This is a genomic window from Bradyrhizobium sp. UFLA05-89, from assembly GCF_059803475.1.
The window spans coordinates 163,377-175,826 of the sequence record NZ_JBANBA010000003.1 but is presented as its reverse complement, the minus strand read 5'-3'; the positions used below and the strand labels follow the sequence as shown (position 1 = coordinate 175,826).

At 65.6% G+C, this 12,450-nt stretch carries 12 protein-coding genes; 3 read left to right on the top strand and 9 right to left on the bottom strand.

Going from position 1 to position 12,450, the window contains the following annotated elements:
• Nucleotides 1-394, top strand: a 394-nt coding sequence (locus tag SO139_RS03005; RefSeq protein ID WP_498539590.1) for a transposase, incomplete at its 5' end; no start/stop codon positions are given.
• Nucleotides 395-396: 2 nt separating this feature from the next.
• Here the strand turns inward: SO139_RS03005 and SO139_RS03000 are convergent.
• The 5 genes from SO139_RS03000 to SO139_RS02980 all read right to left on the bottom strand — a co-directional run bounded on the left by SO139_RS03000 (nucleotide 397) and on the right by SO139_RS02980 (nucleotide 5,502).
• Nucleotides 397-1,773: a serine hydrolase gene (locus SO139_RS03000; RefSeq protein WP_498539589.1), complete on the bottom strand. Its 1,377-nt coding sequence runs from the start codon at nucleotides 1,771-1,773 to the stop codon at nucleotides 397-399.
• Between the two features lie 92 nt (nucleotides 1,774-1,865).
• Entirely contained in the window at nucleotides 1,866-2,678 is an 813-nt protein-coding gene (blaOXA, locus tag SO139_RS02995; protein WP_449377251.1) for a class D beta-lactamase, read from the bottom strand.
• 79 nt (nucleotides 2,679-2,757) lie between these two features.
• A complete protein-coding gene (locus SO139_RS02990) occupies nucleotides 2,758-3,021 on the bottom strand; it encodes an EscU/YscU/HrcU family type III secretion system export apparatus switch protein (protein WP_254113110.1) in 264 nt (87 codons plus the stop codon).
• Nucleotides 3,018-4,652, bottom strand: coding sequence for a flagellar hook-length control protein FliK (gene fliK, locus SO139_RS02985; protein ID WP_498539588.1), 1,635 nt, complete (start codon nucleotides 4,650-4,652; stop codon nucleotides 3,018-3,020). Before fliK ends, SO139_RS02990 begins: the two co-directional genes overlap by 4 nt.
• A 55-nt stretch (nucleotides 4,653-4,707) precedes the next feature.
• The gene (locus SO139_RS02980; RefSeq protein ID WP_449377253.1) at nucleotides 4,708-5,502 is read right to left on the bottom strand and encodes an ATP12 family chaperone protein; all 795 of its coding nucleotides are present in this window, start codon (nucleotides 5,500-5,502) and stop codon (nucleotides 4,708-4,710) included.
• Nucleotides 5,503-5,576: 74 nt separating this feature from the next.
• Here SO139_RS02980 and SO139_RS02975 point away from each other — a divergent pair, with 74 nt between their 5' ends.
• Nucleotides 5,577-6,023 (top strand): hypothetical protein, encoded by a 447-nt coding sequence (locus SO139_RS02975; RefSeq protein ID WP_449377254.1) that lies wholly within the window; start codon nucleotides 5,577-5,579, stop codon nucleotides 6,021-6,023.
• A 167-nt stretch (nucleotides 6,024-6,190) separates the two neighbouring features.
• Here the strand turns inward: SO139_RS02975 and SO139_RS02970 are convergent, their stop codons facing one another.
• Genes SO139_RS02970 through SO139_RS02955 form a run of 4 tightly spaced genes read right to left on the bottom strand, consistent with a single transcriptional unit; the run spans nucleotide 6,191 to nucleotide 10,529 of the window.
• Nucleotides 6,191-6,505 carry a hypothetical protein gene (locus SO139_RS02970; RefSeq protein ID WP_449377255.1) on the bottom strand — a complete coding sequence of 105 codons (315 nt, stop codon included), beginning with the start codon at nucleotides 6,503-6,505 and terminating at the stop codon, nucleotides 6,191-6,193.
• A 31-nt stretch (nucleotides 6,506-6,536) separates the two neighbouring features.
• Nucleotides 6,537-7,736, bottom strand: coding sequence for an RluA family pseudouridine synthase (locus SO139_RS02965; RefSeq protein WP_449377256.1), 1,200 nt, complete (start codon nucleotides 7,734-7,736; stop codon nucleotides 6,537-6,539).
• Nucleotides 7,737-7,788: 52 nt separating this feature from the next.
• Nucleotides 7,789-9,126, bottom strand: a complete 1,338-nt coding sequence (locus SO139_RS02960; protein ID WP_449377257.1) for a replication-associated recombination protein A — start codon at nucleotides 9,124-9,126, stop codon at nucleotides 7,789-7,791.
• The gene (locus SO139_RS02955) at nucleotides 9,123-10,529 is read right to left on the bottom strand and encodes a DegQ family serine endoprotease (protein WP_449377258.1); all 1,407 of its coding nucleotides are present in this window, start codon (nucleotides 10,527-10,529) and stop codon (nucleotides 9,123-9,125) included. The genes SO139_RS02960 and SO139_RS02955 overlap by 4 nt, the downstream gene beginning before the upstream one ends.
• 317 nt (nucleotides 10,530-10,846) lie before the next feature.
• Here SO139_RS02955 and SO139_RS02950 point away from each other — a divergent pair, with 317 nt between their 5' ends.
• Complete coding sequence (locus tag SO139_RS02950) at nucleotides 10,847-12,436, top strand: OprO/OprP family phosphate-selective porin (protein ID WP_449377259.1); 1,590 nt, start codon at nucleotides 10,847-10,849, stop codon at nucleotides 12,434-12,436.
• The last annotated feature ends 14 nt before the right edge of the window (nucleotides 12,437-12,450 follow it).

The window sequence follows — 12,450 nt, the reverse complement described above, 5'->3', positions numbered from 1 at the left end:
TCTCGTCGACATTGCAAAGCTGCGTTGGCGCATCGAGCGCGACTACCAGGAGCTCAAGCAGGAGACCGGCCTTGACCACTTCGAAGGGCGCGGTTGGCGCGGCTTCCACCATCACGCCACGCTCTGCATTGCAGCCTACGGATTCCTGATCTCCGAACGGGAGACGATTCCCCCCTCAGGACCTCGTTCCTCCAGGCCGGTCAAAAAATCTCTGCTTCCCCGCAATTACCGGCCAAGAGGCTCTGCCGTTCAGGACCGAACGTCACATCCCAAACTCGATCGCAACGATGCGACGACGCCTGAGCGTTGCGCTCATCAGTCGCCTGCGACGATGTCCGTGCTGTACTGCTCTCATCCAAAGACGTACCGTGCGGATGATTTTATGACACAGTAAGATTAGGGCACCCGCCGCCCGCGCATGTCCTTGCCGTTCTGGTGCAGCGTCAGCATCGGCGCTGCGCCGTCCTCGGGCCTTGCGAAAGTGAGCTGAGCGTCGACGACGCGGTAGAAGAAATCCGTCTCGCTCTCGGCAAATACCTCATATTCGGCCTGCCCGGTCGCCTGCACGAACAGATGGCTGCCGTCGGCGCGCACCGTCAGCACGAAGGTCGCTGCGATCTGGTAGCGGCCCATATAGGCTGTGAGCAGCGCCGGATCGACGGGGACCTCGTGCCGGATCTTCGGTGGCGGATAGACCGGGTTGATCATGTTCAGTGCGAGCGAGGTGTTGGCGCCATAATCGTTCGCATTCGACAGCAGGATGGATGCCTTCCCGGTACTGGTCGAATAGCCGATGAAGGTCGCATAGCCGCCGGTGCCGCCGTCCTTCCAGATCACCTCGTCGTCGAAGCGCAAGCTGGTGAACCAGCCCATGGCAACGTCACGCTGCGGCTCTCGCGGACGCCGCAGCGACAGCGTCATCCTCATGGCGGCATCGAGCGGCGTGTCGCGCGTGCCCTGATAGGCCTCGACGAACTTGAAGAGGTCGTTCAAGGTCGAGCGCAGCGCGCCGGCGCCTGCGAGCGCATCGAGGTCCCAATTCGCCACGGGTGCCAACGCTGTATTGTGGCCTGGCGCCAGGCGCTCGCGCAGCGCGGCGGAAAGCGTGATCCGCGTGTCGTCCATGCCGAGCGGCGCGCAGATGCGCGAAGTGACGAGCTCCTCGTAACTTTTGCCCGCGCGCAGTGCCAATACGTGCCCGAGCAGGCCGAAGCCGAGATTGGCGTATTCGTAGTGCTTGCCCGGCGTGTAGGCGAGCCTGTAGCTCGACAGGAAATCGTAGAGCCGATCGGCGGTGTAGTCGGCATACGGATTGGTGGGGTCCTTCGGCGCAAAATTGTTGGGCATGTTCGGCAGGCCGGAAGTGTAGGTCGCTAGATCCAGCAAGGTGATCGGGACGCCCTGATATTCCGGCATCCTGACCCGCTCGGGCAGGAACTTGGCCGCGGGATCATCCAGCGCCATCTCGCCTCGTCCGACCATCTCGGCCAGCAGCAAGGCGGTGAAGACCTTTGTGATCGAGCCGATCTCGAAGACGGTGTCGGCGTCGAGCGCGCGATTATTGGCGGCTCCCGAACGCCCATGGGTCGCGACGATGCGGCGACCGCCGTCGATGCGACCCGCCACGAGCCCCATGGTCTCGTGGCCGGTCTCGATGTGGTCCTCGAGCAAGGCCGCGAGCTCCTGCTCAGGCAGGGACTGAGCATGCAGCCGCGCGCCGCCAAGTAGAAGTGCGGAGCCTCCGAGGAGAACCGAGCGGCGATGCAGCATCATACAAGGTCTCGTATGCGGCGCTCGCGCCGAACGGCCGATTAGTAGCCGAGCAATGCTAGTCGAGCTGCGCGACAGACTCCAGAGCTGCTACGTTAAATTGCGCCGATATCGGCAAGGCAGGCTTGCGTCAGCGTCATGCGATCGGCGATGTGACGCGGCTCGCGGCAATCCATGTTGAGCGCGAACACGGTGCGCGCGTCGCCCTTCTCGGCCCAGCCGACCATCCAGCCGAGCGAGCCCTGCTCCTTACCCGTGAGGCCGGACTTGGCACGGATGATGGAGGTGCCGACTTTCGTCACCGGCAGGATATCGCAGACGAGATCCTGGCTGCGCCCGGAGATCGGCAGCGCGCGGCGCCGCAGCCGGTCGACGAAGTCGATCTGGTCCATGGGATCGATGCGCAGGTTTCCGGTCAGCCAGAACTGGTCGATGCCGCCGCCGATGTCGCGATTGCCATATTCGAAGAGGTCGACGTATTTTTGCATCCGCTCCTGGCCGATGCGGCGCGCGATCTCCTGATAGACCGGCACCGCGCTGACCGCGATGGCGCTGCGCAGCGTGTGATCCCTGTTCCAGGCCTCGATGTCGCGCTTCACGCCGTCCCAGGGGAAGACATCCTTGTCCACGTCCTGCACCACGCCGGTTTCCAGCCCGATCAGCGAGTTGGGAATCTTGAAGGTCGAGGCCGGCAGCCGCGGCTCGGCGGAGCGCTCCTTGTCGCTCAGGATAATCATGTAGTCGTCGACCTTGTAGCCGACGAAGGTGCCGGCCGTGCCGGCTTCCGTAAAACGCTTCGCGAGGCTGTCGCGAACTTCGCTAAGCGGCGGCGCAACATTGGCGAGCGCGCGCGATGGCAGGATGGCGCTGGCGGCGAGAAGGCCGAGAGTAGAGCGACGGGTCAGCAAGGGCGGTATCCGTTCAATGGTCGGTAGCGACAGTGCAGCCGGTTTCGTGGTGAAACGATGACAGCGTTTTGGCGCGGCTTTAGCGCACCCGGCCCGACAGCCGCAGCACGAACACCAAGACCTCGGCCACGGCCTTGTAGAGGTCCGGCGGGATTTCGTCGCCGAGCTCGACCTTGGACAACGCGCCCGCCAGCACCTCGTTCTCCTCGATCGGAATGTCGTGGGCCTTTGCCAGTTCCACGATCTTGGCGCCGATCGTGCCCTTGCCCTTGGCGACGACCCGCGGCGCACCGCTGCCCTTCTCGTAATGCAGGGCGATGGCGAGCTTGCTCTCCTCGCTCATGTCGCGCGATCCAGAAAGTGCCCGGCGCGCGCCGGTTGCGGCTGCGGCGGCGTGCCGTCGCGGATCACGATGTCGCCGGGCTTGAGATCGGCTTTGGCCAGCGCCTTGCTGAGCTCGCCGGCGCCGTCGCGCAATTGCTGCGCGGTGGCAGGACGTTCCGCCCACATCCGCACAAATGTCTTGTCGCCATTGAGCGTGATCAGGGCATGCACGGGGCCGGCCGGCTCGACGTTGAGCGAGAAGCGCGCGCGCCAGGCCTTTTTCGCCGGATCGGACTCGCTGCCACCACCGTCGCGCGTAATCTCGAACTGTGCCATCGCGGTGCCTTGGGGCGTGGCGAAGGGAATTTCGAACGCCCATTGCGGCACGGACGGATCGACGCGTTGGCCGCTGGCATCGACGCGATCCGGAAGTGATGCGACCTGCAACAAAGTCTGCCGCGCGATCGCGGCGTCGGTGTCGTCGAGCAGCCGGTGCACGGTCTGACTCAGCGGAGCATCTGATGCCAGCGAGGCCGCTGGGATCGCCTGCGGCGATGGCAGCGCACCGCGAAATGGCGGCGGCGCGGTCGCCGCACGCGGCATCGTGTCGAGGCTGTGCGCGTCCGGCGCCGCGGCTTTGGATGCCGCAAACGCGGCGCCCATGGCATGCGGCAGCTCTTGCACGGCTTCCTGGAGCAGGCTCAGCGCGACGCCGGGTGACACGGCGCGCGGCAGCGCGCCTTCGGTCATGGCCTCGGTGAGCGCGGCCGCGATATCGGCGCCGTGCGGCGCCTGCAGCGTCTGGCCTGGGCCAGCTTCAGGTGAGAGCGGCGGCGCCTGGAACGTTTCGCCAGCAATCTGCTCGAGCGAGGTCACGGCCCGCGCCACGGCCGCAGGCGCGGCGGGAAGCGCGTTTGCCGGTGCCGCCACTTGCGGCGCCAAAGTTTCAACCGCGCCCGACGTTGCAGCGAGCGTCTGGCGCAGCACGAGAAGCGCCGCCTTCAGATCAGGAACGGTGCCGCTTGCAGGCATCAGCCCTGACGCCAGCGAGGCCTCGAGGAAGATCCCGGATTTCTGGAACGCGGACTCGATGTCGCCACCGTCGAGCTGCGGACCGAGTGGTGTCTGCTGCGCCAGCACGTCCAGCACGGCCTGCTTCAGCCCGGCCGGCAGGTCACTGTTGGTGACGACCGAGGCGAGATTGGCAAACAGCGGCGCCTGGCTGCCCTGCTTGGTCACCGCCTCACTGGAGGCCACCGAAACGGCGATCTGCTCGAGCGGCGTCAGGAGATTGCGCCCAGCGGTCGCGGACGGCGCGAGCGTGGGCGCGTCGGTGAGCGCGACCGCACCTGGCGTCAGCGTGACCTGATCGGTCGCCGCCCCGTCCGTTCCGTTGACGATCGCAAGGCGTACGGTGCCATCGCTCTGCGACACCGCGAGCTGGAGGTTCTGCCCCGGCGACAGCGCCACCTCCGACATAACGTCAATCGAGAGGTTGACGATCGCGATGCGTACGAGATTGTCGGCCATCACGCTGACGACCTTGGCGTCGACGACCGAGCCCGCCTGGAGCACGAGCTCCGGCGTTGCCGTATCGGCTACGGAGGTGGCGGCGCTGACTGATACAATCGAGCTTATCGGCGTCGGCATGTTTTCAGGACCCGCGGAACGCGAGCAACCCTAGCCATCCGTCGTAAACCTCCCGTTAAGGACCTTGCGTCGGGAGCCCGTTCACGGCCTCGAGGACCACCACCGCCGCGGCAAAATCCTTCAGCCGGGCGGCGCGGCGGCCGGCCGCCTCCTCATCCACGCCCCACTGATCGGCGTTCCAGTCCTCGTCGACATGGGCGGCGGCCCAGACCTGGTCGGCATCACGCGCCCGATGCGCCAGGGCGAGGGCCAGCAGCGCCGAGCCCGTCAGCGTCGTGATCACGTGCAAAGCTGCGACCGACCAGGGATCCCCGGGCAGGGCCGCCCGCGCGGCCGCGATCGCCTGCTCCGGCTGGGTGACATGCATGATGCCCTCGGACAGGATGAAATGCGCGCCAAGCGTCTCGGCCGCCCAGAACAGCACGGGGTCCCAATGCACGGCCTCGCGGGCCACCAGGCCCTCGGGATGGCCGGCGCGATAGAACAGCAGGTCGGACTGGAGGTATTTTGCGAGGTCATCGCTGACGAGATCGACGCGGCCGACCACGCCCTCGACCACGCTGTTGGCGAGCCGCGTCAGCGGCATGGTCATGGGGTCGATCGTCTCCGCCTGGCCCGCCCATTCCGCGGCGACCGCGTCGGCGAGCAGCTTCGCGGGGATGACAACCTGGCGGCCGGACGGCGTCTTGATCGGCTTGCCGTCGAGCGTGATGGCGAAGCCGCCCTCGGCCTCCGCAACGCCCGCCTGCGCATAGAAACGCTTGCGCAGGGGCGCCCGGGAGGCAGCCCGCGCGGCCTCCTGCGGATCGAGCCGGGACTGGCCCGCAACCTCGTCAAACAATTCACGCATTCGGTTTTCGACCCTAATCCCTGGATGCTAGGCTTCTAAAGTATGTCCGGCAGCCGATAAAGCGAGCGGCAGGCATGAAGGAAATCGCTGGCATTATGGCCCTGTTCGCCGGCTTCTGGTCGGTTGTCGCCGAGGCCGGTTTCCGCTCGCCGGAATCGCTGGTGCGCAACGTCTATGCCCATTACGGCCGGGGTGCACCGGAGTTCTCGAAAGGCCTGCCGCGAGATGCTCCGACCGCGCGCCAGTTCTTCGACCCCAGCCTGCGCAAGGTCTGGAGCAGCCAGCGGAGCGAGCCCTACGATTTCCTGGTGCAAAGCCAGACCTGGACACTCGGCCCGGTCGCGATCTCGGTGCTTCGCAAGCAATACGACAAGACCTATGTCGCGGCGCTGTTCGACAATAACGGCCGTCGGGTGACGCTGAACTTCATCCTGGTCGACGGGCCGGAAGGCTGGCTGATCACCGACGTCGAGAGCCCGCATGACAGCCTGCGGATGTTTCTGGAGCAGTTCAGGAACTAGCGGGCCCCTGTCACACTCGCCGCTGTCATGCCCCGCGCAGTGATCTGTCCGGTCTAAACAGCAGGCGGGGCATCCAGTACGCCGCGGCTTATCGATTCAATCACAGCCGTCTCGGAGTACTGGATCGCCCGGTCGAGCGATGACAACTGAGGATGTGGCGGGATGACCTACTGGTTCGCGCACATGCGTGAATACGTGCCGCGATCGGCTGGGCTAAGCCCCGCCCCGGCAGCGTCATCGAGGCATTTGCTGATGCGGTCGCTGAATGAGGATCGTGGCGCCGGTCTGTAATTGTTGCTCGGCCGCGCATCGAGCTGCGGGACTTTCGGTATCTCGATCTTTGGCGGTGGCGGCGGAGGAGGCGGTGGTGGCAGCAATAGCGGCGAGGTGCCCGGCACCAGCGTCTGCGCGAAACTGCCCTGCCCCGCCGCGAGCGCAGCTAGAACCACCAGGATGGAGAGCGTCGCCTTCATGGAGGACATGTCGTGCTCCTCCCGTGGTCGCGCAAGCGGATTACTCCTCCGGCGCGTTCTCGATCGGATCAAATCTTGTTGCGTCGAGGCCAAGCAGGTTCCACGACTGCTGCATGTGCGGCGGCAGCGGAGCGCTGGCGTCGATGACCCCACCGCGCGGATGCGGAATGACGATACGGCGCGCGAGCAGATGCAGCCGGTTTTGCAGGCCGCCCGGCAATTCCCAGTTCTCGATGTTGAAGTATTTGGGATCGCCGATGATGGGATGGCCGATATGGGCCATGTGGGCGCGAAGCTGGTGCGTGCGCCCGGTCACCGGCTTCAGCGACACCCAGGTGAGCTTGTTGCCGGCGGTCTCGACCACCGCATAGTAGGTCACCGCGTGGCTCGCGCCCTCGTCGCCATGTTGGGCGATGCGCATGATGGTGTCGTCCTCGCTCTCCTCTTTCGCGAGGAAGGTCGAGATGCGGCCCTGCTTCGGCTTCGGCAGACCCGGCACCAGCGCCCAATAGATCTTCCGTGCCGAACGCGAGCGGAAGGCACCGGTGAGATGGGTCGCGGCAAAGCGCGTCTTCGCGATCAACAGGCAGCCTGACGTGTCCTTGTCGATGCGATGCACCAGGCGTGGCTTCTGCCCCTTGGCGTCCCGCATCACTTCCAACATCTGGTCGATGTGCCGCGTGGTGCCGGAGCCCCCCTGCACCGCAAGCCCCGCCGGCTTGTTGAGCACGAGGACGTCGTCGTCCTCGTAGAGCGTCATCTCCTTGAGCGCTTGAAGCGTTTTTTGCGCGGCTTCGGAGAGCGCGCCGGGCAGCTTCGGCGTATCCAGCTTCAACGGCGGAATGCGGACGCTCTGCCCCTCCTCCAGCCGGTCCTTGCTGTCGACCCGCTTGCCGTCGACGCGCAGTTCGCCTTTGCGCACGACGCGCTGGATGTGGGAGAACGACAGCCCTGGGAAACGCGCCTCCAGAAACCGATCGACGCGCATGTTGTTCTCGTCGGCCGTCACGGTGACGGTCTGCACCTTGGTCGGCAGCAGCGCCTCGACGGGCTTTGCGCTCGCCGGCTCAGGCGCACGCCGCTCGGTGCGCTCGCTAGCGAAACGTGGCGGCTTCGAACCCGGCTTGCCGCCCGGCCGCGGCCCTGCCTTCTGCGCGCTACGCGCCTTGAACGGACGCGCTTCCTTGCGTTCATCACGCGAGCGGGGCTTTGGGTTGGTTCTCTTGATGCGGCGGCTCATGGTTGTCTGCCTAGCCTAAAAGCGGCTTCTCGTCACGACGAAATGGCCGATTTCAACGCGAGCCGCCCCGCTCCTTCCGCAGCTTCGCCCAGTAATCCAGCCGCTTCCTGATCTCCCGCTCAAACCCGCGCTCGGGCGGGTCGTAGAAGGTCTGGCGTCCAAGGGCCTCCGGGAAATAGTCCTGGCCGGAAAACGCGTCGGGCGCGTCGTGGTCGTATTCGTAGGCTGCGCCATAGCCCTCCGACTTCATCAGACCGGTGGGCGCGTTGAGGATGTGCTTCGGCGGCAGCAGGGAGCCGGCCTGCTTTGCGGTCTGCATCGCGGCGCCGAAGGCAGCGTAGACTGCGTTCGATTTCGGCGCGGTGGCGAGATAGACGACGGCCTGGGCGATCGCGAGCTCGCCTTCGGGATGACCCAGGAAGTCGAAGGCGTCCTTCGCCGCATTCGCGATGACGAGCGCCTGCGGATCGGCAAGGCCGATGTCCTCGACCGCCATGCGCACCACGCGCCGCGCCAGGAACAGCGGATCCTCGCCGGCGTCCAGCATGCGCGCAAGATAATAGAGCGCCGCGTCCGGATCTGAGCCGCGCACGGACTTATGCAGGGCCGAGATCAGGTTGTAGTGGCCGTCGGCGGACTTGTCGTAGATCGGCGCGCGGCGCTGCAAGATGTCCTGCAACTGCTCGGCCGTGAATATCTCGCCGGCGCGCGCGGAACGCCAGACTTCCTCGACCAGCGTCAGCGCAGCACGGCCGTCGCCGTCGGCCATGCGTGCGAGCGCGGCGCGCGCCTCCGCATCCAGCGGCAGCTTCTTGCCCTCGACGACTTCCGCATGCGCGAACAGTTTTTCGATTGCTGCGGCGTCGAGCGAATGGAACACCAGCACGCGGGCGCGCGAGAGCAACGCCGCGTTGAGCTCGAAGGACGGATTTTCGGTGGTGGCGCCGACCATCACCACCGTTCCGTCCTCCATCACCGGCAGAAAGGAATCCTGCTGCGCGCGGTTGAAGCGATGCACCTCGTCGACGAACAGCAGCGTGCCCTTGCCCATCTCGCGGCGGGCGCGCGCGGCGTCAAAGGCCTTTTTCAGGTCGGCGACGCCGGAGAATACCGCGGAGATCTGCTCGAAATGCAGGTCGGTGGCGTCAGCGAGCAGCCGCGCCACGGTGGTCTTGCCGGTGCCCGGCGGTCCCCAGAACACCAGCGAGCCGAGCGTACGCGTCGCCAGCATGCGTGTCAGCGCGCCGTCCGGGCCGAGGATGTGGTCCTGACCCACGACCTCCGACAGCGCGCGCGGGCGCAGGCGGTCCGGCAGCGGATGCGGGGCATCGTGATCGAGCCCAGCCGCGGCGAAGAGCGTTGGCGTCCCCTGTGGTCGCTTCGCGCTCATCCGCCGAGCGTGACGTTGATCTGCTGGCCGCCGCGCAGCAGCGCGATACGCCAGAGCCGCGCGGACACGCCCGCCGCCTTCTCCAGATCGCTGGTCTGGCCGATCTTCTGGTTGTTGACCGAAAGAATGATATCGCCCTTCTGGAAGCCGACGCCTGCGGCCGTGGTGTCGTCGCCGATTTCGGTGATCACGACGCCCTCGGTGTCGGCATCGAGATGCAATTCGTCGGCGACCGCCGGCGTGATGGCCGAGATCTTCGCACCCTGGAATGGCGAGCGCGCGGTGATGACGATCTCATTGCGACCGGTGTCAGGCGCGGTCTCGAGCTGCACGGTGAGCTTGATCGGTTTGCCGGCGCGCTGCACGTCGAGTTGCGCGGTACCGCCGAGCGGACGGGTGGCCAGGCGGTAGTCGAAGGCATTGAGATCGTCGACCGTCTGCCCGTCGATCGCGACGATCAGATCGGAGGCTTTCAAGCCGGCTTTCGCCGCAGGCCCGTTCGACACGACGCTCGCGACCAGCGCGCCCGTCGGCGAGCGCAGGCCCAGGCTCTCCGCGATGTCGGGCGTCACCCCCTGGAGCCGCGCGCCGAGCCACGGCCGCTTCACCGCCTTGCCGCCGCTCCTGGCGGAGGCAACGACGACGCGCACCATGTTGGCAGGAATCGCAAACCCGATGCCCTGCGAGCCGCCGGAGCGCGAATAGATCGCGGTGTTGATGCCGGCCAGCCTGCCGTTCATGTCGACCAGCGCACCGCCGGAATTGCCGGGATTGATCGCTGCATCGGTCTGGATGAAGAACTGATAGTCGGTGATGCCGACCTGCGTGCGCGCGAGTGCCGAGATGATGCCGTGGGTCACGGTCTGGCCGACGCCGAAGGGATTGCCGATCGCGAGCACGACGTCGCCGACCATCAACTCATCCGAGTTGGTGAAGTCGAGGGTGGGGAATTTCTCCTTGGCGTCCTTGAGGCGCAGCACCGCCAGATCGGTGCGGGAATCCTTCAGCAGAATCTCGGCCTCGAACTCCCGCTTGTCCGAGAGCGACACCTTGACCTGGTCGGCGCCCTCGATGACATGGACGTTGGTAACCACGAGACCCGAGGGATCGACGATGACGCCGGAGCCGAGCGAGCGCTGCATCTGCTCGGGCTGCTGGCCCGGCACGCCGAAGAAACGGCGGAAAATCGGGTCGTCCAGCAGCGGATTGCGGTTCTGCACCACCTTGGCGGCATAGACGTTGACCACCGCCGGCTGCACCCGCTGCACGATCGGCGCATAGGACAGCTTGAGCTCCGCCGGAGACGACGGGACCCGACGGTCCTGCGCGAGGGCGGGATCTAGACTGCCCAGAAGGGTCATGCAGCTTGCGGCAATAACAGTGGCGCGGATCAATCGAAACATTCCTACCTCTCGGAAAAGACGCCGGAATATAGGCATGTTCGACCGCCAATAGAAGGGCGGCTCCCGCCAATATTCGCCCCCTTTTCTCCCCGCTCCGGCATGCAAGTCCCGCACGAGGGGCTGCGATTTTGCCGGTCCCGCGGGATTGGCATGACGCCCATCATCCTCCAGAGTGGAAGTTAAGCACGATTCGGTTGATGCGAATTTGCATCAGCGGGAACCGGGCTCGTGCGTGATATTCGTCGCGGGGCGGTCATCTGCCGATCGTACGATTCTCCGTGATGATCGGGACGCTGATCAGTAAGGGAGTGGATGACGTGAATAGGAAAAGATTCACAACCGCGGCGCTCGGCCTCGCCGGCGCGCTCGCGGCTTCGCAAGGCCACGCACAGACGGCGAGCAACAGCGATCAGGAGATCGCATTGTTGAAGCAGCAATTGAAGCTGCTCGAGCAGAAGCTCGATAAACTGCAAAATCAGACCGCGGCGAACACGGCGGCCACGGCGAAGGCCAAGGCCGAAGCGAGAACCGAAGCGAAGGCCGCGGTTGCCAACGCGCAAGCCGCCATTCCGGTCAAGGGCCCGGTGGCTCCATCCGGTGTCGTCGTGACCATGCCGAACAACCGGCCGACCATCTGCACCGCGGACGAACAGAACTGCGTCGCGATCACGAGCCGCGTCCACTGGGACGTCGGCGGCTACGACTACCGTCCCAACACCGCGGCGACCGTGCCGCAGAAGCTCGACAGCGGCGAAAATCTCCGCCGCGCGCGGATCGGCGTCGTCGGCAAATTCTTCGGCGACTGGAACTACGCGCTGATCTATGACTTCGGCGGCTCGTCCGACGGCTTCGGCGGCACAGCTCCGGGCTCGCTGCCCGGCGGCGGCACGTCCGGCGTCGAAAACGCCTATCTGAGCTACACCGGCCTGAAACCGTTCGGCGGCAAGATGGCGGTCGAAGCCGGCATCATGGACCTGCCCTGGACGCTCGACGAATCGACCAGCTCCAACGACATCCTGTTCATGGAGCGTGCTTCGGTCGGCGTCATCGCACAAAATATCGCAGCCGGTGACTTCCGTTCGGCCGCCGGCACCCGCTGGTGGAACGACCAGCTCTGGGTCGGCGCCTATGTCACCGGACCAACCACGGGTCAGATCCACTCTGCGTCCAGCGTCTCTCCGCCCGGGACAAGCGAGCAATATGGCGCCGTCGCCCGCATTGCCGGCAATCCCATCAGCGGCAATGGCTACTCGTTTCATATCGGCGCCGATGCGGAGTGGCTGATCCAGCCGCCGCGCAATCTGGTGACGCAGGCGCAGACGCTCACGCTCAGTGACCGGCCTGAGCTGCGGATCGATCCAACGTCGCTGATATCGACCGGTGCGATCGCCAACGTTTCCGGGGCGCAGGTCTACGGCGTCGAAGTGGCGGGGACCTATGGCCCGCTCATCGCGCAGGGCGAATACTACTGGTTCAATGTCGACCGCACAGCGAATACTGGCCTGCCGCCCTTCAGCGCGCCGAGCCTGAAATTCGACGGCGGCTACGCGCAGGTCGGCTACGTGCTCACCGGCGAGACGCGTGCCTACAATCCGGCGACGGCCTCCTACGGCGGCATCAAGCCGGCGAATCCGTTCTCACTCACCGGTGGCGGGTGGGGTGCCTGGGAAATCGCCGCACGCGTGAGCACGATGAACCTGAACGATCAGCTCGCAACTGCGGCCGGCATCGCGGGTGGACGGCAAACCATCTACACTGCCGCGCTGAACTGGTACGTCAACGGCAACATCCGCTTCATGCTGGACTACCTGCATGGCGACATCTCCAAGCAGGTGAGCTCCACCTCTGCGGCGAATGCGGGCTCGAAGTTCGACGCGATTGCGATGCGGACCCAGGTCGCGTTCTGATACGACCCTTCCGG

What these genes read in the sequence shown, in the direction of transcription:
- SO139_RS03000 (WP_498539589.1), bottom strand. Translation starts at nt 1,773, where the DNA reads ATGATGCTGCATCGCCGCTCGGTTCTCCTCGGAGGCTCCGCACTTCTA.
- SO139_RS02990 (WP_254113110.1), bottom strand. Translation starts at nt 3,021, where the DNA reads ATGAGCGAGGAGAGCAAGCTCGCCATCGCCCTGCATTACGAGAAGGGC.
- fliK (WP_498539588.1), bottom strand. Translation starts at nt 4,652, where the DNA reads ATGCCGACGCCGATAAGCTCGATTGTATCAGTCAGCGCCGCCACCTCC.
- SO139_RS02980 (WP_449377253.1), bottom strand. Translation starts at nt 5,502, where the DNA reads ATGCGTGAATTGTTTGACGAGGTTGCGGGCCAGTCCCGGCTCGATCCG.
- SO139_RS02975 (WP_449377254.1), top strand. Translation starts at nt 5,577, where the DNA reads ATGAAGGAAATCGCTGGCATTATGGCCCTGTTCGCCGGCTTCTGGTCG.
- SO139_RS02970 (WP_449377255.1), bottom strand. Translation starts at nt 6,505, where the DNA reads ATGTCCTCCATGAAGGCGACGCTCTCCATCCTGGTGGTTCTAGCTGCG.
- SO139_RS02965 (WP_449377256.1), bottom strand. Translation starts at nt 7,736, where the DNA reads ATGAGCCGCCGCATCAAGAGAACCAACCCAAAGCCCCGCTCGCGTGAT.
- SO139_RS02960 (WP_449377257.1), bottom strand. Translation starts at nt 9,126, where the DNA reads ATGAGCGCGAAGCGACCACAGGGGACGCCAACGCTCTTCGCCGCGGCT.
- SO139_RS02955 (WP_449377258.1), bottom strand. Translation starts at nt 10,529, where the DNA reads ATGTTTCGATTGATCCGCGCCACTGTTATTGCCGCAAGCTGCATGACC.